Genomic DNA, 19,941 nt, shown 5'->3' with positions numbered 1-19,941 from the left:
ACGCTATTTATCGTTACCAGAGTACTACAATTTGTATCCTGTCGCTACCAAATAGACCTCGCGCGAGCGGGCTCGCGACGAATCCGGTTTACGGGTTCGGACCGTAGTAAAAGCGGCCCTTACATCTTTCAGAAATCCTTCAAAACCCTGTCCGTGAAACACTTTGACGACAAAACTACCGTTTGGTTTCAGCACCTGGTGGCACATGGCTAATGCCAGTTCCACCAGATAAATTCCCCGGGGCTGATCAACATTATCGTTGCCACTCATGTTAGGCGCCATATCCGACAGCACAACATCCACATTCTTGCCGCCAATCCGGTCAAGCAATGCCTGCAACACGGCTTCTTCACGGAAATCGCCTTCCAGAAAGTCGACGCCAGCAATGGGATCCATCGGCAAAATATCGCAGGCAATAACCTGCCCCTGGCCATTCATGGCATCGACCACAAACTGTGACCAGCCACCGGGAGCTGCACCTAAGTCTACTACGGTCATGCCCGGGCGCAGGATCTTATCGCGTTGCTGAATTTCATCCAGCTTGAACACCGCACGCGAGCGCAGGCCCTGCTTTTGTGCTTTTTGCACGTAGTGGTCACTGAAGTGTTCCTGCAGCCAGCGCGAGCTGCTTGCTGATCGTTTTTTTGCCATTGTGTCCTACCAAACTAGCGTCTACTACCCAGATGGCGGTAGAATAGTCAAAATTCAAGTTCCAACGGGATATTATTACATGGCAACTGCCTCAACATTAAGCAATAAGCAAAAACAGCAGCTGAAAAGTCTGGCTCATTCGTTAAAACCGGTGGTTTTATTAGGTGCTAACGGCCTCACTGAGGGCGTGCTGGCTGAGATCGAGCTAGCCCTGAATCATCACGAACTGATTAAGGTTAAGGTACCCGAGGAGGATCGTGAACTGCGGGAGCAAATCTATTCAACAATAGTGGCGCATACCGGCGGCCATCGGGTTCAGGTTGTCGGCAAAGTTTTAACGCTTTACAAGCCAAGTGCCGAACGTAAGATAGCTCTGGTTCGGGCCTGAATTCATTGAGCGGTGACGGGCGGACCGCTAGCCGGTACCGCCGCAGCGCACAGCCTGGTAACCGGGCTGCAATGCCAGCGCTTTAGCTACCTGCCGCAAGACAATATTTACTGGCACCACCTCACTCCGCTGAAGCCGGAAGGTTTCCACCATTATCTGCTTATTCGCCTCGGTCAGCGCAACATTGTAATGGGTCAGCAGCGGCTCGATCCGCACCAGCGCCCGGATCGTTTCTTCGATAGTATCCTGTTCACGATGAAAAGCCTGGATCTCACCCAAATCAAGTCCTTCCCCCGGCGCCGGGTAATGAAGATTCTCGTATGGTGCAAAAAACCAGTCCAGCGAAATACGCCGGGCTAATAAGCCTGCGATCAGTTTGCTGTAATTAACGGAGTTTCGCCGTTTCCAGTTAGAGTAGGTCCCTTCGGCTAAGCCCAGCCAGCGCATAACACGTCCTTTACCCCGTAAGCCGGAGACTATTTCGAGACGCTTAATACATTGTTCAAGATCAGGGAGGTAAAGCTCTGAATCCAGTAACGAGGTCGTCACTACACGGCTATCGTTGGACATTTTCTTACGCTCATACGAGAAAACAAACAAGCTTAATTCTAATCATTTATATTGCGTAAAATCAATGATATAGGTCAGTAAAAACAAAAACAGCGCGACTCGGTCGCGCTGTTTTCTGGCAGTCAGGAAAACCGTGAATTACTGGTATTCGACTTTCACAACTTCATATTCGACTTCACCGCCAGGTGTATTCACCCGGACGACGTCGTCGACTTCCTTACCAATGAGCGCCCGGGATATTGGTGAGTTAACCGAGATCAGGTTTTGCTTAATATTGGCCTCATCGTCACCAACGATCTGATAGGTGACTTCTTTTTCTGAGGACGTATTAAATAAGGTTACCGTTGAACCAAAAATGATTTTGCCCTGATTTGGCACCTTAGTGACATCAATGATCTGAGCATTCGACAGCTTGGCTTCGATTTCCTGAATGCGACCCTCGCAAAAGCCCTGCTGCTCGCGGGCAGCATGGTATTCAGCGTTTTCTTTAAGGTCGCCGTGTTCGCGGGCGTCAGCGATAGCCTGAATGATCCTGGGCCGATCTTCTGACTTGAGACGTCTGAGTTCCTCTCGCAGCATATCAGCGCCGCGAGTTGTCATTGGAATTTGATTCATGCGTTTAAAACCCTTTTATGCAGTGATTGCAATGAATTCACGCGGGCGCGATCATCCGCCGCGTTCGCTTTCACTGTAGCAAATGCTGCATTTAACGTAGTGGTGTAAATGACTTTATTCAAGAGCGCTTCGCGGCGAATATAAACTGAGTCTTCTATCGCACGGCGCCCTTCAACAGTATTAATTATGTAACTGTACTCGCCGTTTTTAATTGCATCAACAATATTTGGCCGGCCTTCCTGCAACTTATTCACAACAGTACAGCTGAAGCCTTCGCCTTTCAGCAACTTAGCAGTACCGCGCGTTGCTTCCAGGGTAAAACCTAACCCAATCAGACCGTGCGCCAGATCAAACAAGCGATCTTTATCGCCGTCGCGCACTGACAGCAAGGCTTTACCGGCTTTTGCCAGCGCTTCGCCGGCACCGAGGTTCGCCTTGGCATAGGCTTCTTCGAAGGTTTCGCCAACGCCCATGACCTCACCGGTTGAACGCATTTCAGGGCCACGGATGGGATCCACACCCTGGAACTTGGCAAACGGAATGACCACTTCTTTAACTGAATAATAGGGGGGAATCACTTCCTTGGTATACCCCTGCTCAGCCAGACTCTGACCAACCATGACCCGGGCAGCTATTTTTGCCAGCGGCAGCCCCGTCGCTTTCGACACAAAAGGTACTGTACGCGCAGCACGGGGGTTTACCTCAATCAGGTAAACATCTTTTTCTTTGATAGCAAATTGCGCATTCATCAGGCCATTTACGCCCAGTTCAAATGCCAGCTTCTTCATCTGGTCACGCAATTCGTCCTGGATCTCGCCGCTCAGCGAGTAAGGAGGTAGTGAACAGGCTGAATCGCCAGAATGCACGCCCGCTTGCTCTATATGCTGCATAATACCGCCAATCAGTACATCGGTACCGTCACAGATAGCATCAACATCAACCTCGATGGCATTATCCAGGAAGCGGTCCAGTAGCACCGGAGCTTTATTGGATACTTTTACCGCATCGGTCAGATAGCGCAGTAAATCTTTCTCATCGTAAACGATTTCCATGGCCCGGCCACCCAGGACATAAGACGGGCGAACCACCAGCGGATAACCAATACGCTCAGCTTCGCGCAGGGCATCGTCAACTTTGGTGACAGTCGAGTTTTCTGGTTGCATCAGCCCCAGTCGGCGCACCGCATCCTGGAACCGCTCGCGGTCTTCGGAACGGTCAATAGCATCCGGCGAGGTACCGATAATCGGCACACCGTTGGCTTCCAGTTCCCGTGCCAGCTTCAATGGAGTCTGGCCACCATATTGGACGATCACGCCGAGCGGCTTTTCAATGCGAACGATTTCCAGCACATCTTCCAGGGTGATAGGCTCAAAATAAAGCCGATCCGAGGTATCGTAATCTGTTGAAACCGTTTCCGGGTTACAGTTAACCATGATGGTTTCGTAGCCGTCTTCGCGCAGCGCCAGCGCCGCGTGCACACAGCAATAATCAAACTCGATGCCCTGTCCAATACGGTTCGGGCCGCCCCCGATAACCATAACCTTCTTATTATCCGTGGGATTCGCTTCGCACTCTTCGTCATACGTCGAGTACATGTATGCAGTATCGGAACGGAACTCGCCGGCACAGGTATCAACGCGCTTATAAACCGGATGGATGTTCTGTCCGTGACGCAGTTTGCGGATCTCAGATTCTTCAACGTCGAGTAAGTCAGCGATGCGTTGGTCAGCGAAACCTTTCCGCTTGAGCTGACGCATCACGCGCTCTGTCAGGCCCTCAAGCCCCAGCTTCTGGATTTCTGCTTCCAGCAGCACAATCTCTTCGATCTGGATCAGATACCATTCATCAATACGGGTCAGTTCAAAAACCTCGCGCACCGTCATATGCATGCGGAAGGCATCAGCTATGTAGAAAATCCGCTCGGCCCCGGGCTCTTTCAGTTCGCGGATAATTTTATCGCGAGCCGCAGGGTCAGCTTGGTCAACCATAGGATCGAAGCCAGAGGCACCAATTTCCAGCCCACGTAAGGCTTTCTGCATGGATTCCTGCTGGTTGCGACCGATCGCCATCACTTCCCCTACTGATTTCATCTGGGTAGTCAGGCGGTCATTACAACCTGCGAATTTTTCAAAGTTAAAGCGTGGAATCTTGGTAACCACATAATCCAGCGATGGTTCAAACGAAGCTGGGGTCGCGCCGCCGGTAATCTCGTTTTCAAGTTCATCCAGGGTGTAACCCACGGCCAGTTTGGCAGCAACTTTAGCGATCGGGAAACCCGTCGCCTTAGAAGCCAGGGCCGAGGAACGGGACACCCGCGGATTCATTTCAATAATCACCATCCGGCCAGTATCCGGGTCGATACCGAACTGCACGTTTGAGCCACCGGTTTCAACACCGATTTCACGTAAGACCGCCATCGCCGCATCACGCATCAGCTGATACTCTTTGTCGGTGAGGGTCTGTGCCGGGGCCACGGTAATCGAATCACCAGTGTGGATACCCATGGCATCAAAGTTTTCAATGGCGCACACGATAATGCAGTTATCGTTTTTATCGCGGACCACTTCCATTTCAAATTCTTTCCAGCCAATCAGCGACTCATCAATGAGCAGCTCTTTGGTCGGAGATAAATCCATACCCCGGCGACAAATTTCTTCAAACTCGTCACGGTTGTAAGCGATACCGCCACCACTGCCGCCCATAGTGAAAGACGGGCGGATGATACAGGGAAAGCCCAGCCGCTCCTGAATTTCAAAAGCTTCAGTAAGGCTGTGAGCTACTTCAGCGTTCGGCGTTTCCAGGCCAATCGCCTTCATCGCTTTGTCGAAGCGATCGCGATCTTCTGCCTTATCGATGGCATCAGCATTAGCGCCGATCATTTCCACACCAAATTTTTCCAGCACGCCGTGTTTGTCCAGCTCCAGCGCACAGTTCAGCGCAGTCTGGCCGCCCATGGTGGGCAGCACCGCGTCCGGGCGCTCAATTTCGATGATTTTAGCAACAACTTCCCAGTGGATCGGCTCAATATAAGTTACATCGGCCATTTCTGGATCAGTCATGATGGTGGCTGGGTTGGAGTTTACCAGAATAACCCGGTAGCCCTCTTCGCGCAGCGCTTTACAAGCCTGGGCACCGGAATAATCGAATTCACAGGCCTGGCCAATAACAATCGGACCAGCGCCAATAATAAGGATACTTTTTATATCTGTGCGTTTTGGCATAGTGTTACTGGCTCATTAATTCAATAAAATGGTCGAACAACGGCGCTGCATCATTCGGGCCCGGGCTTGCTTCCGGATGCCCCTGAAAACTAAAGGCTGCAGCATCAGTACGGTGAATTCCCTGTAAGGTGCCGTCAAACAGCGACTTATGGGTAATGCGCAGATTGTCCGGCAAACTGCTTTCTTCAACCGCGAACCCGTGGTTCTGCGAGGTAATCATGACACGCCCTGTTTCGATATCCAGCACCGGGTGGTTGGCGCCATGATGGCCAAATTTCATTTTCTCAGTTTTACCGCCGCTGGCTAGCGCGAGCAGCTGATGTCCCAGGCAGATTCCGAACACCGGAACCTTGGCCGCGATGATTTCCCGGGTCGCTTTAATAGCGTAGTCACAAGGCTCAGGATCGCCAGGACCATTGGATAAGAACACGCCGTCAGGTTTCATTTCCAGCACTTCACTGGCAGGCATCTGCGCCGGGACTATAGTGATCCGGCAGCCGCGATCCGCCAGCATACGCATGATGTTGCGCTTAAAACCATAGTCGTAAGCCACCACATGGAACTTGGCATCTTTCACATCACTGAAACCTTCACCCAGTTTCCAGCTGGTCGCTGTCCACTCGCAGGGGTGACGGATACTGACTTCTTTGGCTAAATCCAGGCCTTTCAGGCTCGGGCACTCACGGGCCAGTTGCAGCGCCTTGTCTATATCCAGTTCACCGTCAACATTGCCGGCCATAATACAACCGTTCTGCGCACCATGTTCCCGCAAATGACGGGTTAATTTACGGGTATCAATATCGGCGATGCCCACTACATTGCGCTGGCGCAGATAGTCAGTCAGAGATTGTTCACTGCGAAAATTACTGGCTTTGAGAGACATATCCCGAATAATCAGGCCTTTCGCCCAAACGCGATTGGATTCTTCATCTTCGTGGGTGGTGCCGTAATTGCCAATGTGGGGATAGGTAAGAGTGACGATCTGTTCAGCGTAGGAGGGGTCGGTAAGAATTTCCTGATAGCCGGTCATTGCGGTATTAAAAACAACTTCACCAACTGCTGCACCGCCGGCACCGATCGCTGTGCCGTGAAAAACAGTACCATCAGCAAGAACGAGTATCGCCCTACTTGCTGCATGGCTCGCTAGAATACTCAAGGTTAACCTCCGTACATAAAAAAACGGGTGAATCATTTAAATGACTTCCCCGTTGATTACCTTGCACCAGCGTAAGGCTGAAAGCCTCTGGAGTGCGCGTTTTCGCTTGCCTGAAAAATATCCCGGCAAATTGGTCCTAGTGTAGCGAAACCCGACGCTTCAGTCCAGCCGAATTTGCCCGCAATGCAGGGTTGCTAAATAGCTAGAGTATATCTTTCAGAGCCTGCTTCAGATCCAGCATATCCGCCATGCGATAGCGTCCTGCTGGTTGGTCCGACAGCCAACGCGCAGCCTGCAGCGCGCCAGTCGCAAATACCCTGCGATCACTGACCTTATGGCTTAATTCGAGGCGTTCTCCGGTTTGTGCCATTAACACGCAATGCTCCCCCACGATATCGGCCGCCCGGATACTGGCAAAGCCGATACTACCGGGCCGGCGCTGCCCGTCGCCGCGAATACCGGCGGTGACATTAGCCAACTCTTGTTTGCGTCCGGCGGCAGCACTTTCGCCAAGCACCAGCGCGGTACCCGACGGCGCATCCCGCTTATGCTGATGATGGGCTTCAATGATCTCGATATCAGCATCGGGCAAGGCAAAGCTTGCCAGTTGTACCAATTGTTGTAACAAGGTTACCCCGACACTGGTATTAGCCGCGTACAGTACGGGTATCTCTGCCGCTGCCTGCTCCATCAATTCCTGCTGCGCCGAAGTCAGGCCGGTAGTGCATACAACAATTGGCACCTGCAGGCGTTGGGCAGTTGCCAGATTTGTAACCAGGGCTTCAGGTAAGGAAAAATCAACAAGCACATCAATCTGACCCGCGATTAAATCGTCTGTATGCATAAAGGTTAAGCCGCCACTGGTTGGCTGCCCCAGTCGCACTGAATCAGCACTAACCAGCGCCGCTGCCGGCGTCATTTGCGCGTGCGCTTCGGCCGCCATCAACAGGCTTTGTCCCATGCGCCCGGAAGCGCCAATAACTCCAATTTTGATCATAAGCTTACTCGTTGTTTATTGATGCCTAACGCATCATCCGATGCGGCCGGTTCGCGACCAAGCACCACAGCTACGGCCATATCGCCGGTAACATTGGTAGCGGTGCGGATCATATCAATAATCCGATCGATCGCCGCGATAAAGGCAATGCCCTCTAAGGGTAAGCCTACCACATTCAGCGTTACTGTCAGCATGACCATAGCCGTTCCCGGCACTCCGGCCGTGCCTACTGACGCCAGGGTAGCCGTCAGAGTAATGAGCAGATAATCCATCCATTCCAGCGGAATACCATACAGCTGAGCAATAAATATCGCCGCTATAGCCGGATAAATACCGCCACAACCGTCCATGTTGATAGTAGCACCCAGGGGCAATACGAAACCGGCATATTTTTTCGATACGCCAAGTTTTTCAGTCACGGTCTGATGCGCTACGGGCAAGGTACCGAAGCTACTACAAGTGGTAAAAGCGACCAGTTGCGCGGCAAATACTGACTTAAAAAAGAACCACGGCGATATGCCGCCAGCAAAACGCACCAAACTACCGTAGACCACGAATATATGAATCAGGCAGGCCAGATAAATAGCGCCAATAAAAGCTACCAACGGCAACAAGCTGGCCAGGCCGTAATAACCCACTACCCAGGCCATCAGTCCAAATACGCCGAACGGCGTCAGCTCAAGTACCATTTTGGTGATGCGGTACATAACCTGAGCCCCGGCTTTCAGCGTATCGCCAAGGGGCTTGGCGGTATCTCCGACTTTATTGATAGCAATCCCGACCAGCGCCGCAAACACTACGATTTGCAGGATATTGCCCTCAGTCAGGGCCGCAAACGGATTGGTGGGAATGAAGTTCAGGAAAACTTCCACCACGCCGGGCACGTGCTTTGGCACATAATCAGCACTGGCAACCAGATTCCCGGTTGGCGTGATATCAAGCAGGCTGCCCACCCCAAGGCCGATACCGCTGGCAATGACTGCCGTAAACAGGAATAAGCCGACGGTTTTAGCACCCAAAGCTCCCACTCCGGAGCTGCCGTCTAACTGCAGAATAGCGCTGACAATGGCACAGAATATCAGCGGTGCCACCAGCATCTTCAGGGCATTGATAAACAAAGTGCCTAAGGGGCGCAGAGCCTGCGCAATATCAGGGTTGAGCACCCCGATTAACACCCCCAGCGCAAAGCCACCCAGTACCCGTTGCCAGAACGGGATCGCAAACCAGGCCTGAAACATTGATTACCACCTTATCGCCGAAAAGAAAGCGGACAAAAGAAAGCGCCCACTTTAACTAAAGTGGGCGCTTGGGATTAGATTCTTTCTTTATGACTTATAACTAATCAGGACGATGGCCGCTGACAATCAGGCCGGCCTTTACGGGCAATAGTCTGCTTATACACCGGCATGGCCTGCGCTTCGTACTGTTGCAGCGCCTGAATACGGGACTGTGGCGATGGGTGAGTCGATAAAAACTCGGGCGGTTGCGCGCCTTTGCTGGCCGCCATGTTGCGCCACAGCTTCGCTGCGGCTGCAGGGTCATAGCCAGCTTTTGCCATGTAATCGACGCCGAGTTGATCAGCCTCACTTTCATGGCTGCGCGAATAAGGCAGCAAAATACCGAGTTGTACCCCGGCACCCAGCACGGCCATTGCCAGGCCCGCCGTTTCCTGGTCCAGCTCACTGGCGGCCAGAATACCCCCTAACTGCATGCCGATGCCGGCGGCAGTCTGGCTGGACATCCGTTCATTACCATGTTCAGCAATGACATGGGCAATTTCATGACCAATTACCGCTGCCAGTTGATCAGGGGTTTTGGCGACCTCCAGCAAGCCTTCGTAAACACCGATTTTCTCACCCGGTAACGCAAAAGCGTTGACTTCCTCGTTAGCAAATAGCGTCACTTCCCAGCGCTTGGCGCCGTACGGAGCCGGCAAACCGGCAACCAAATCATCAGTAATACACTGGACATAAGCGATTTTACGGCTGTCGGTACTGATTTTCTCTTGCTTTTTAATCTCTTCATAAGTCCTTGCACCCAACTGGTCCATTTCGCTACCGGAAAATAAACGCAGCGCATTGCGACCCGTTGGTGACTGACTACAAGCCACGATTACCGCGGCCCCAATTAAGCTAACCGCTACCTTCTGCCAAATTCGCATATACTATCCCCTGCCATAAGGGCATGCCGTGTCGCTAGCTGCGCAAATCGTCGAAGAACTTGCGTACCCCGTCGAAGAAACCTTTCTCTTTCGGGCGATACCGCGCTGCTTCATCACCTGTGCCCATGGATTCATCCAATTCACGTAACAGCTCACGCTGACGTTCAGATAAATTGACCGGTGTCTCAATAACCACTTTACAGATCAAATCACCGACTGCGCCAGTGCGAACCGAACGCACACCTTTGTTCCGTAACCGGAACAACTTACCTGTTTGAGTCTCGGCCGGCACTTTTAGTTTCACTTTACCTTCCAGCGTCGGCACTTCAATTTCGCCACCTACGGCAGCGTGTGTAAAACTCAGTGGTACTTCGCAGTATAGGTTATTGCCGTCACGAGCGAAAATCCGGTGCTCACGCACATGCACCTGCACATAAAGATCTCCCGACGGAGCGCCCATTTCACCGGCTTCGCCTTCACCGCTGAGGCGAATCCGATCACCGGTGTCGACCCCTGCCGGTATTTTCACGGACAGAGTCTTGGTGCGCTCCACCCGCCCTTCACCGTGACAGGTACGGCAAGGATCTTTAATGACTTTGCCGCGGCCGCGACAATGCGGACAAGGCTGCTGCACGGCGAAAAAGCCCTGGCGCATCTGGATCTGGCCGGCGCCATGGCAATGCTTACAGGTTTCCGGCGTACTGCCCTTGCGGGAGCCGGAGCCATCACAGTCTTCACAGGTGCTCAGCTTAGGTATCTTCAGCTCAACTTCCTTGCCCCTGACCGCTTCTTCCAGAGATAACTCAAGGTTGTAGCGCAGGTCAGCCCCGCGCTGCGCCTGTTGTGGCCCACGTCGCCCACCGGCACCGCCAAAAATGTCACCGAACACATCACCAAAAATGTCAGCGAAATCAGCACCGCCAGCCCCGCCGCCAAAGCCGCCCTGGGCCTGGTCAAAGGCCGCGTGACCATATTGGTCATAAGCCGATCGCTTCTGCGGATCCATCAGCACTTCATAGGCTTGCTTAACCTCACGAAACTTTTGCTCGAGGTCTTTATCGCCTTTGGTACGGTCCGGATGGTATTTCATCGCCAGCCGCTTATAGGCCTTTTTGATGTCGCGTTCGCTGGCATCTTTACTGACGCCCAGCACTTCATATAAATCTGGTTTAGACATAATTATGAGTCTTCCGCTCTATCCCTTTAAACAAACACACGGAGGCCACCAGCTGGCAACCCCCGTGCGTTTTTACTATCGACACCCGGTGGGCGTGCGCTTATTTTTTGTCTTCGTCTTTTACTTCTTCAAACTCAGCATCCACAACATCGTCGCCGTCCTGCTTACCGCCATCGCTTTCGCCGCTGTCGGACTGCTGCTGCGCCTGCTGCTGGGCTGCTTCCATGAGTTTGCCGGAAGCTTCAATCAACGCCTGCTGCTTAGCTTCGATCTCGTCCTTGTCATTGGCCTTGATCGCGTCTTCCAACTCGCTGATAGCTGATTCGATGCTTTCTTTCTCGCTGGCTTCGAGGTTGTCGCCTACTTCAGCCAACTGTTTGCGGGTTGCATGCACCAGACCGTCGGCCTGGTTGCGCACCTGCACCATTTCTTCGAACTTCCGATCTTCCTCAGCATGGGCTTCGGCGTCACGAACCATTTTCTCAACTTCAGCTTCATCCAGACCAGAAGAAGCCTTGATGGTGATCTTCTGTTCTTTGCCGGTGTCTTTATCTTTCGCAGACACATGCAGAATACCGTCAGCATCGATATCAAAGGTAACTTCGATTTGCGGCACACCACGCGGAGCCGGACGGATACCTTCCAGGTTAAACTGACCCAGTGACTTGTTCTCGCTGGCTTTTTTCCGCTCACCCTGCAGCGCATGGATGGTAACCGCCGACTGATTGTCGTCTGCGGTAGAGAAAGTCTGCGACTGCTTGGTCGGAATAGTGGTGTTCTTCTCGATGAGCTTAGTCATCACGCCACCCATCGTCTCGATACCCAGTGACAGTGGGGTAACGTCCAGCAGCAGTACATCTTTCACATCACCTTGCAGGACGCCAGCCTGCACCGCTGCACCAACAGCAACAGCTTCGTCCGGGTTCACATCACGACGTGGCTCTTTGCCGAAGAAGTCCGTTACCGCGGCCTGTACTTTAGGCATACGGGTCTGGCCACCGACCATGATGACGTCCTGAATATCACCGACTGATAAGTCAGCATCTTTCAGCGCTTGCTTAACCGGCGCCAGCGTTTTCTCAATCAGGTCTTCAACCAGTGACTCGAGCTTGGCACGGGTCACTTTAATTGCCAGGTGCTTAGGACCAGTATTATCTGCTGTGATATACGGCAGGTTCACTTCGGTCTGCTGGGCAGAAGAGAGTTCAATTTTAGCTTTTTCGGCAGCTTCTTTCAGACGCTGCATCGCCAGCGGATCTTTGCGCAGGTCAATGCCCTGGTCTTTGTTAAACTGTTCAACCAGATAGTTGATCAGACGGTTATCGAAGTCTTCACCGCCGAGGTGAGTGTCACCGTTGGTCGCCAGTACTTCAAAAGTGTGCTCGCCTTCAACTTCATCAATTTCGATAATTGAGATATCAAAAGTACCGCCACCTAAGTCATAGACAGCAATAACGTTATCGCCTTTTTTCTTGTCCATGCCATAAGCCAGTGCCGCAGCAGTTGGCTCGTTGATGATACGTTTAACTTCCAGACCAGCAATGCGGCCCGCATCTTTGGTTGCCTGACGCTGCGCATCGCTGAAATAAGCAGGCACGGTAATGACCGCTTCAGTAACTTTCTCACCGAGGAAGTCTTCCGCGGTTTTCTTCATCTTTTTCAGAATCTCAGCAGAAATCTGCGGTGGCGCTTTACGGTCACCATTGATTTCAACCCAGGCATCACCGTTTTCAGCTTCGACGATTTTATACGGCATGATGCCGATGTCGCGCTGCACTTCTTCGTCTTTAAAGCGACGACCAATCAGTCGCTTAATCGCGAATAAGGTCTTGTTCGGGTTGGTAACTGCCTGGCGTTTTGCTGGCTGACCGACCAGCGTCTCGCCATCATCGGTGTAAGCCACAACCGATGGCGTGGTGCGATCGCCTTCAGCATTTTCAATAACGCGAGCTTTGCCGCCGTCTAATACCGCCACACATGAGTTGGTGGTACCTAAGTCAATTCCTATAATTTTACCCATAATTCATCTCCAACTTGGTAAAACAAAACTAATTCGTTAATCCTGATGTGGGTACAAATCCTGAAATTTCAACACCCCGCATCAGGTTATTTTTTCGGATCAGGTGTTTTTCACTACCATCACCATAGCCGGGCGCAGTAAGCGACCACTAAGCGTATAGCCTTTCTGCATCACGGCCAGTATCGTATTGTTATCCTGCTCAGGCGCTTCCTGCATGGCCATTGCCTGATGCAGATCGGGGTTGAACGGTTCACCTTGCTCGCCCACGGCTTCTACGCCAAATTTGCGTAAAGTGCTCAGCAAGCCCTTATAGGTCAGCTCAATACCTTCCAGGAAGTTCTGGTTAACCTCTTCACCTTGCTGCTTTGACACCTCTAATGCACGTTCGAGGTTATCGACTGTCGTCAGCAGTTCACCGGCGAATTTTTCCAGCGCGAATTTATGCGCCTTTTCGACATCAGTTGCAGCACGACGGCGGATGTTTTCCATCTCTGCTACGGCCCGTACCGCCCGCTCACCGGCCTCACCGGCCCGTTGCTCTGCCTGGCTCAACGCGAGCTCCAGCTCCGCTATGGTGTCCGTATCCTGGCGTTCCGCGTCAGCGTTGTCTGCGTTCTGACTATCCGCCGACTCATTGCCCGCAAACTCCTGCTCAACGTTTTCTTCCGGCTGGTTCTTTGCGCGCTCTTTGGGCTGCTCGTTATCTTTTGCAGTTGAATCATCTTTGGTCATGTAGGCATACTCTTTATTAAGTTCACAAATCAGTCAGGATCTGTTCTGATATAAATTTGGATTAACGCTCTGTGCTTTGTTATGGGGACGACTGCGATCGATTCAAGGCAGTAAAGTTACAAAATCAGGAAAAATTATGACCGAAAGCCTCCGACCACCGTTTCGCCGGGTAGCCTTAGTAGGAAAAATAAACCACGAAGCCACCCGCAAAACATTACAAAAGCTTGAACAGATGCTGCTCGAGCAGGATATCGAGCTGACGATTGAGTCCCGCACCGCCGAACAGCTGAACTCCACCAAAGCCAAACTGCAGCCCCTCGATTGCCTGGGTGAACATGCCGATCTCGCTGTGGTTGTTGGTGGTGATGGCAACATGCTCGGTGCCGCCCGGGCTTTATGCGAAGCGCAAATCGCTGTAATCGGCGTTAACCGGGGCAATCTGGGATTCCTCACTGATCTTGATCCGGACCATGTGTGCGAACAATTAAAGGACGTACTGGCTGGCAACTATCAGATCGAAAACCGCTTCCTGGTGCAGGCAGAAATTTACCGCGACGGCGAGCATGTCGACGTCGGCCGGGCCATAAACGAAGTGGTATTGCACTCGGACAAAGTCGCCCACATGATTGAGTTCGAGGTTTTTGTTGATAACGAGTTTGCTTTCAGTCAGCGCTCCGACGGCCTGATTGTCAGCACCCCGACCGGCTCAACTGCTTATTCCCTGTCGGGTGGTGGCCCAATCCTTACCCCCGGCCTCAACGCCATCAGTCTGATATCAATGTTTCCTCATGCGCTGAGCGCACGTCCCCTGGTAATCGATGCCGATAGCACCGTACGCCTGCGCACTCCCACTTCCAACGACAATTTACAGATCAGCTGTGACGGACATGTCCGCATGACAGTAGAGCCCGGTGATGAAGTCGTCATTGGCAAACATCCGCACTTATTGCGCATGGTGCATCCTCAGGATCACAGTTACTACCGCGTGTTACGCAATAAACTGGGCTGGGGTAGCCGTCTGTTTTAATTTTTCCGGACTGCCTTGCATTACTGTATAAATACTGTTTAACTACTGTATGTAACCACAGTAGTTAAACATCGCATTTTTTTACAGGGGTGCTTTATGTTAGTCCATATGCAGATCCGTAATCTGGCCGTCGTTCGCAGTCTTGACGTTGACTTCAGTGACGGCATGACCGCCATTACCGGGGAGACCGGCGCCGGTAAATCAATCGCTCTGGATGCTCTTGGCCTTTGTCTCGGTGATCGTGCAGACGTGGATCTGATACGGGCACAGGCTAGCAAAGCCGAAGTTACTGCTTCGTTTAGTTTAGCTGCGACCAGCCCGGCATTACGATGGCTGCAGCAACAGGAATACCTGCAGGATGAAGATGGCGACGACGGTCTTTGTGTCCTGCGCCGCCTGATTACCCGTGAAGGCCGTTCCAAGGCCTGGATAAACGGCTACCCGGTTACCGTCACCCAGCTGCGCGAGCTGGCCCCCCTGCTGGTCAATATTCACGGCCAACATGAACATCAGTTACTGACCCGGGCTGACCATCAACTCGCATTGCTCGATGCTTACGCTCGTCATCAGAATTTACTGCAACAGACAGAAACAGCCTACCGTACCTGGTACCAGCTTCGGAAAGAACAAAAGCAATTACAACAACAGCAGGAAGAGACCGCTGCCCGGGCGCAATTACTGAATTATCAGGTCGCTGAACTGAATGAATTCGCGCTTGCCGAGGGGGAGTATCAGGAGCTGGAGCTACAGCACCGGCGCCTGAGCAACAGTGCGGCGCTTGCTGAGGACTCCAGTTTTGCTTTGAATGCGGTTTATGACGGTGAACATAATAATGCTTACAGCCTGTTGCAAAGTGCACTGAGCCGCCTTGAACCGCAGCTTGATGTTGATCCTCAGCTCGAGCCCGCGATCCGGCTAATGCGGGAAGCCAGTGTGCAACTCGAAGAGGCAGCACGTGAATTACGTCACTATCAGGATCAAATCGAACTCGACGATGAACAATTGCAGTTAACCGAACAACGGGTAACTCAGGCCGTCAAGCTGGCTCGCCAACATCAACTCGAACCCGGGCAGCTGCCCGCCCGTCACCGCGAACTGCAGGCCGAGTTGGATTCTCTGGCGGCACATGAAGAGGCCTCCCAGAGCAGCGGTGCCCGCGTTGCTGAAGCAGCCGAAAGTTATCGACAAGCAGCTGCCTGCCTGTCGAAGAGCCGGGTTAAGGCGGCCAGTGAGCTGAGCGATCGCATTGCCGAATCGATGCGCCAGTTAAATATGCCACATGGCCGCTTTGTGATTGAAGTAAACCATCATAATCAAGCGCCGGCGACCCGCCTTGGCACCGACGAGGTGAGTTTTAATGTCACCACCAACCCGGGTCAGCCGTTGCAGCCGCTTGCCAAAATTGCCTCGGGCGGTGAATTATCCCGTATCAGCCTGGCGATTCAGGTTATTACCGCCAGTCAGTTGACCACGCCCACACTGATGTTTGACGAGGTCGACGTTGGCGTAAGTGGCGGTACCGCCGCAACGGTCGGTAAATTATTACGGCAGCTGGGCGCCACCAACCAGGTTATTTGTGTGACCCATTTACCTCAGGTCGCAGCCAAGGCAAACCATCAGTTACGGGTCGATAAGGTGACCGATGGTGAAAGCACCGAAACCCATATGATTTCACTCGACCAGGGCGAACGTGTCATTGAATTAGCCCGGTTGCTTGGCGGCGACCAGATCACCGCCGCAACCAAAGCCAACGCTGAGGAATTACTGGCAGTCAGCTAAATGCGAACTTAATGACAAATTACCAGTCGATATGTGGGTCGATGCTGGTCTTTAGTGGCCGCTTTGTTTATCATCGTCAGAGTTTCGATCCAGAATAAATCGTATTTAACAGCGGGTGTTATGAAAAAACTAATTATTGCCGGTAGTCTGGTGCTCATCCTCAGCGGATGTTCTGTATTTAATAAGCTGGTTTATCAGATTGATGTACCTCAGGGGAACTACCTGGAGCAGCGCGATATCAACCTGCTTCGCGTAGGCATGACGAAAGAACAGGTTGACTTTGTTCTCGGCGCTCCAGTTGCCGAAAATCCGTTTCGTGATGATATCTGGTATTACATTTTCGATATGAATGCCGGTAGCGGCGAAAGCTACCGCCGTTCGGTTGTGCTACGCTTTGAAGACGATCGTCTGATATCTTATGAGGGAGACTTTGATCGTCCCGAGAACTTTGATACTCCGCTGGATCAGTAACAGCAGGCTGCTGTCCCAGCGCGCCTCGACCTCATTTTGAATGAATATCGCTGAGGAGCGTTATGGAACCAGGCAGCAGCCAGGATTTTTCCCCTCTGATTATTAAGAGCCCGACCGATCAGCGCGACTATCGCATGCTGACTCTGAAGAATGGGCTCCGTTGCACGCTCATTCAAGATAATGAAGCTGGCCAGAGTACTGCTGCCCTGGCTGTAGCTGCTGGCCATTTTCAGGATCCCGACGATGCACAGGGGCTGGCGCACTTTCTTGAGCACATGCTGTTTCTGGGTACCAAAAATTACCCTGAAGCGGCCGGTTATCAAACCTTTATGAGCCAGCACGGTGGCCACCATAACGCCTGGACTGGCACCGAATTCAGCAGTTATTACTTCAGTATCGATCCCGCTCATTTTGACGCCGGCCTTGATCGATTTATCCGATTCTTCCATGAGCCACTATTTAACCCCGAATGGATAGATAAAGAACTATTGTCGGTCGAATCGGAGTTTCAACTGAAGCGTCGCGATGAGCTGCGCCGCCTCTATCAGGTGCATAAAGCCACCGCTAATCCGGCCCATCCGTTTTCGAAGTTTTCCGTTGGTAATCTGTCGACGCTGAAAATTGAGCGACAGCAATCACTGCAAAGTCTGCTGCAAGATTTTTTTCACCGCTGGTATCACGCTGCGCGCATGACCCTGGTACTGGCAGGGCCGCACTCGCTTGACGAACTCTCAGCTATGGCAGAGCGCCATGCCGGGGCTATTGAAAATCGGGGCGGCAGTCGTCAGCCGGTTACCGTGCCGCTTTATTTGCCTGAACAACTGGGGATAGAGATTCAGGTTCGCCCCATTAAAGAAGCCCGCCGTCTGATCATGGCTTTCGCGCTGCCGGGTATTGATGCTGACTACGCGTGTAAAACCACCAGCTATATCGCCCATCTGCTGGGCTACGAAGGCCCGGGCAGCTTATACAGTGTGCTGCATCAGCAACATCTGGTTAATAGCCTTGCCGCCGGCGGTGGCATCAGTGGCAGTAACTTCAAAGATTTTAATATCAACATGCAGCTCACTGACACCGGCTTAGAGCGGATTGATGAGGTGGTTCGGGAAGTGTTTGCCTATATCGACCTCATCAGAGAACAGGGGCTGGAAGACTGGCGTTACCAGGAGCGCCAGGTTAGCGTGCGCAACGCCTTTAATTTTCAGGAGCCTTCGCGTACCAGTGATTTGGCGCCACAGCTTGCCATCAATATGCATCATTATCCGGTCGCAGATTTGATTTACGGTGACTACCGGATGGAAAATCTGAACCACCAGCGCGCGGGCGAGTTACTGAGTCTGATGACGCCGGCAAATATGCGGCTGACAATAATTCATCGGGATGTGACCACAAACTCTCATGAACCTATTTACGGAACGGATTATCAACTGCAGCTGATCAGCAGAAAACGCCAGCAACAGATGGATGGCCGCGCCGCAGATAGTAAAGCGCAGTTGCCAGCGGCAAACCCCTATCTCCGCGAAGTACAGCAGGCGCAGCCGTTAGAGTCCGACACCAAAGACTCTCGCCCGCACTTAACGTCACCAACACCCGGCATTCAGCACTGGCATTTCCAGGACCCTGATTTTCGGGCGCCAAAAGCACATGTTTACTGTCAGCTTAGTCTGCCAAACGCCACTGCCTCAGCCAGAGATTATGCGCAGGCAAGGCTGTGGTGTGAGCTGATGATCGATAAACTGAATGAAAGTTGTTACGACGCCGAGATCGCCGGGCTGCATTTCAATATATACCCGCAACAGCGCGGCATAACCATTCACACCAGTGGCTATTCTGCTGGTATACCGCGCCTTACTCAGACTGTATTCGCTGCCTGCAGTGAGGCCGTGTTTGATCCTGAGCGCTGGGACGACCTGCGCCAGAAGCTGGCTTCAAACTGGCGCTCAGCACTCGCCAACAAACCGCTCAACCTGCTGTTTGCCCGGCTCAATGTGTTGCTGCAACCTTATACGTATGACACCCAGACCCTTGCTGACGCAATGGAGTCCGTTACACTGAGCGATTTCGAAGCCTGGCGCCAACGCTTGTTTGAGCCGGTGCAAGCTAATATCCTCACCCACGGCGACCTGGTTAGTGCGCAAGCACAGCAATTAACCCGGTATCTGCAGCAGTGGCTGCCGGCACTTTCTGCGCAACCTGCCGCCACCGAACTAAATCCACTGCTGTTACATAAGGCTCGGGAACTGCCTGACTGGGCAGCGCCTGCGGTGATGACAACGCAACATAGTGACCATGCCGCACTCTGGCTATTTCAGTCGCCCGACAGCTCAGTGACCAGCCAGGCCGCGGTGATGCTGCTTAATCATATTATCGGCCCCCGTATATTTACCGAACTCAGAACCGAACGCCAGCTAGGTTATATGGTTGGATCCACCTATTTACCGCTGCAGCAGTACCCCCACCTGCTGCTCTACGTACAATCAGGAAGTCACGACAGGCAAGCTCTGGAACGTGAGATAAAGACCTTTGTCGGACGCTTTTGTAAGCAACTTAAGAAAATACTACCAAGCGAATTACCCCAGGCCAGGCGCGCTTTATCACAGCAATTGAACGAGCCGGATGCTAATCTGCGGCTCCGCAGCCAACGGCTCTGGAGCTCGATCATTCAGCACGACACTGAATTCCTGAGATTAAATCAGCTCGCCACTGCCATAGAGTCGTGGTCAGAGGAAAAACTCCTGGACTACCTGTTGGAGTTTTTAGGTAATAAAAACGACCAGTTAGTGCTTACTGCCAGCCCAAAGGTCTTTGACAGCGCGGGCTGAATTGTTTAAATTTGTACATAACAATAACAATAACAAAAGTAAGAGCTGTACCTTAAAGCAGCCATAAAGCGGGGATGTGCGTGCACTCAAAACAAAAGTGCTCTGGGGGGCTGGACACCAAACTTCGTTTCCGGAACGGCTTAATCAAATTGTA

At 52.3% G+C, this 19,941-nt stretch carries 16 protein-coding genes; 5 read left to right on the top strand and 11 right to left on the bottom strand.

Going from position 1 to position 19,941, the window contains the following annotated elements; translation table 11 throughout:
- Window positions 1-24: 24 nt before the first annotated feature.
- The gene (gene rlmE, locus R3196_RS01185) at window positions 25-651 is read right to left on the bottom strand and encodes a 23S rRNA (uridine(2552)-2'-O)-methyltransferase RlmE (RefSeq protein WP_318934778.1); all 627 of its coding nucleotides are present in this window, start codon (window positions 649-651) and stop codon (window positions 25-27) included.
- Between the two features lie 79 nt (window positions 652-730).
- On the opposite strand from rlmE, the gene yhbY reads away from it, so the two are divergent.
- A complete protein-coding gene (gene yhbY, locus R3196_RS01180; RefSeq protein ID WP_318934777.1) occupies window positions 731-1,039 on the top strand; it encodes a ribosome assembly RNA-binding protein YhbY in 309 nt (102 codons plus the stop codon).
- Window positions 1,040-1,066: 27 nt separating this feature from the next.
- Here yhbY and R3196_RS01175 read toward each other — a convergent pair whose 3' ends face one another.
- From R3196_RS01175 to grpE, 10 genes are all read right to left on the bottom strand, one after another.
- On the bottom strand, window positions 1,067-1,609 hold the full coding sequence (locus R3196_RS01175) for a hypothetical protein (RefSeq protein WP_318934776.1): 543 nt from the start codon (window positions 1,607-1,609) through the stop codon (window positions 1,067-1,069).
- 138 nt (window positions 1,610-1,747) lie between these two features.
- Window positions 1,748-2,224, bottom strand: a complete 477-nt coding sequence (gene greA, locus R3196_RS01170) for a transcription elongation factor GreA (protein WP_318934775.1) — start codon at window positions 2,222-2,224, stop codon at window positions 1,748-1,750.
- Window positions 2,221-5,445 (bottom strand): carbamoyl-phosphate synthase large subunit, encoded by a 3,225-nt coding sequence (gene carB, locus R3196_RS01165; protein ID WP_318934774.1) that lies wholly within the window; start codon window positions 5,443-5,445, stop codon window positions 2,221-2,223. The genes greA and carB overlap by 4 nt, the downstream gene beginning before the upstream one ends.
- A gap of 4 nt (window positions 5,446-5,449) precedes the next feature.
- Window positions 5,450-6,601 (bottom strand): glutamine-hydrolyzing carbamoyl-phosphate synthase small subunit, encoded by a 1,152-nt coding sequence (carA, locus tag R3196_RS01160; protein ID WP_318934773.1) that lies wholly within the window; start codon window positions 6,599-6,601, stop codon window positions 5,450-5,452.
- A gap of 202 nt (window positions 6,602-6,803) precedes the next feature.
- Window positions 6,804-7,598, bottom strand: a complete 795-nt coding sequence (gene dapB / locus R3196_RS01155) for a 4-hydroxy-tetrahydrodipicolinate reductase (protein ID WP_318934772.1) — start codon at window positions 7,596-7,598, stop codon at window positions 6,804-6,806.
- A complete protein-coding gene (locus tag R3196_RS01150) occupies window positions 7,595-8,836 on the bottom strand; it encodes a dicarboxylate/amino acid:cation symporter (RefSeq protein WP_318934771.1) in 1,242 nt (413 codons plus the stop codon). Before R3196_RS01150 ends, dapB begins: the two co-directional genes overlap by 4 nt.
- Window positions 8,837-8,940: 104 nt before the next feature.
- Window positions 8,941-9,759 carry a M48 family metallopeptidase gene (locus R3196_RS01145; RefSeq protein WP_318934770.1) on the bottom strand — a complete coding sequence of 273 codons (819 nt, stop codon included), beginning with the start codon at window positions 9,757-9,759 and terminating at the stop codon, window positions 8,941-8,943.
- Window positions 9,760-9,793: 34 nt separating this feature from the next.
- A complete protein-coding gene (gene dnaJ, locus R3196_RS01140) occupies window positions 9,794-10,936 on the bottom strand; it encodes a molecular chaperone DnaJ (protein WP_318934769.1) in 1,143 nt (380 codons plus the stop codon).
- A gap of 100 nt (window positions 10,937-11,036) precedes the next feature.
- On the bottom strand, window positions 11,037-12,956 hold the full coding sequence (gene dnaK / locus R3196_RS01135; protein WP_318934768.1) for a molecular chaperone DnaK: 1,920 nt from the start codon (window positions 12,954-12,956) through the stop codon (window positions 11,037-11,039).
- Between the two features lie 99 nt (window positions 12,957-13,055).
- Window positions 13,056-13,688 carry a nucleotide exchange factor GrpE gene (grpE, locus tag R3196_RS01130; RefSeq protein ID WP_318934767.1) on the bottom strand — a complete coding sequence of 211 codons (633 nt, stop codon included), beginning with the start codon at window positions 13,686-13,688 and terminating at the stop codon, window positions 13,056-13,058.
- Between the two features lie 136 nt (window positions 13,689-13,824).
- Here grpE and nadK point away from each other — a divergent pair, with 136 nt between their 5' ends.
- The 4 genes from nadK to R3196_RS01110 all read left to right on the top strand — a co-directional run bounded on the left by nadK (window position 13,825) and on the right by R3196_RS01110 (window position 19,787).
- Window positions 13,825-14,715, top strand: coding sequence for an NAD(+) kinase (nadK, locus tag R3196_RS01125; protein WP_318934766.1), 891 nt, complete (start codon window positions 13,825-13,827; stop codon window positions 14,713-14,715).
- A 96-nt stretch (window positions 14,716-14,811) separates the two neighbouring features.
- Complete coding sequence (recN, locus tag R3196_RS01120; RefSeq protein ID WP_318934765.1) at window positions 14,812-16,494, top strand: DNA repair protein RecN; 1,683 nt, start codon at window positions 14,812-14,814, stop codon at window positions 16,492-16,494.
- A gap of 120 nt (window positions 16,495-16,614) precedes the next feature.
- Window positions 16,615-16,965: an outer membrane protein assembly factor BamE gene (locus R3196_RS01115; RefSeq protein WP_318934764.1), complete on the top strand. Its 351-nt coding sequence runs from the start codon at window positions 16,615-16,617 to the stop codon at window positions 16,963-16,965.
- A 62-nt stretch (window positions 16,966-17,027) separates the two neighbouring features.
- Window positions 17,028-19,787, top strand: coding sequence for an insulinase family protein (locus R3196_RS01110; protein ID WP_318934763.1), 2,760 nt, complete (start codon window positions 17,028-17,030; stop codon window positions 19,785-19,787).
- Window positions 19,788-19,941: the final 154 nt, after the last annotated feature.

This window comes from Pseudidiomarina sp., assembly GCF_033722695.1.
In the GTDB taxonomy this organism is placed as follows: domain Bacteria; phylum Pseudomonadota; class Gammaproteobacteria; order Enterobacterales; family Alteromonadaceae; genus Pseudidiomarina.
Note: the sequence above shows the minus strand (reverse complement) of the source record. Positions and strands in the feature narration are given on the sequence as shown.

Excerpts from the sequence above, each read along its gene's own strand:
- rlmE (WP_318934778.1), bottom strand. The coding sequence starts at position 651 with ATGGCAAAAAAACGATCAGCAAGCAGCTCGCGCTGGCTGCAGGAACAC.
- grpE (WP_318934767.1), bottom strand. The coding sequence starts at position 13,688 with ATGACCAAAGATGATTCAACTGCAAAAGATAACGAGCAGCCCAAAGAG.
- yhbY (WP_318934777.1), top strand. The coding sequence starts at position 731 with ATGGCAACTGCCTCAACATTAAGCAATAAGCAAAAACAGCAGCTGAAA.
- R3196_RS01150 (WP_318934771.1), bottom strand. The coding sequence starts at position 8,836 with ATGTTTCAGGCCTGGTTTGCGATCCCGTTCTGGCAACGGGTACTGGGT.
- R3196_RS01145 (WP_318934770.1), bottom strand. The coding sequence starts at position 9,759 with ATGCGAATTTGGCAGAAGGTAGCGGTTAGCTTAATTGGGGCCGCGGTA.
- recN (WP_318934765.1), top strand. The coding sequence starts at position 14,812 with ATGTTAGTCCATATGCAGATCCGTAATCTGGCCGTCGTTCGCAGTCTT.
- R3196_RS01110 (WP_318934763.1), top strand. The coding sequence starts at position 17,028 with ATGGAACCAGGCAGCAGCCAGGATTTTTCCCCTCTGATTATTAAGAGC.
- nadK (WP_318934766.1), top strand. The coding sequence starts at position 13,825 with ATGACCGAAAGCCTCCGACCACCGTTTCGCCGGGTAGCCTTAGTAGGA.
- greA (WP_318934775.1), bottom strand. The coding sequence starts at position 2,224 with ATGAATCAAATTCCAATGACAACTCGCGGCGCTGATATGCTGCGAGAG.
- R3196_RS01175 (WP_318934776.1), bottom strand. The coding sequence starts at position 1,609 with ATGTCCAACGATAGCCGTGTAGTGACGACCTCGTTACTGGATTCAGAG.
- dnaK (WP_318934768.1), bottom strand. The coding sequence starts at position 12,956 with ATGGGTAAAATTATAGGAATTGACTTAGGTACCACCAACTCATGTGTG.
- carB (WP_318934774.1), bottom strand. The coding sequence starts at position 5,445 with ATGCCAAAACGCACAGATATAAAAAGTATCCTTATTATTGGCGCTGGT.
- dnaJ (WP_318934769.1), bottom strand. The coding sequence starts at position 10,936 with ATGTCTAAACCAGATTTATATGAAGTGCTGGGCGTCAGTAAAGATGCC.
- R3196_RS01115 (WP_318934764.1), top strand. The coding sequence starts at position 16,615 with ATGAAAAAACTAATTATTGCCGGTAGTCTGGTGCTCATCCTCAGCGGA.
- dapB (WP_318934772.1), bottom strand. The coding sequence starts at position 7,598 with ATGATCAAAATTGGAGTTATTGGCGCTTCCGGGCGCATGGGACAAAGC.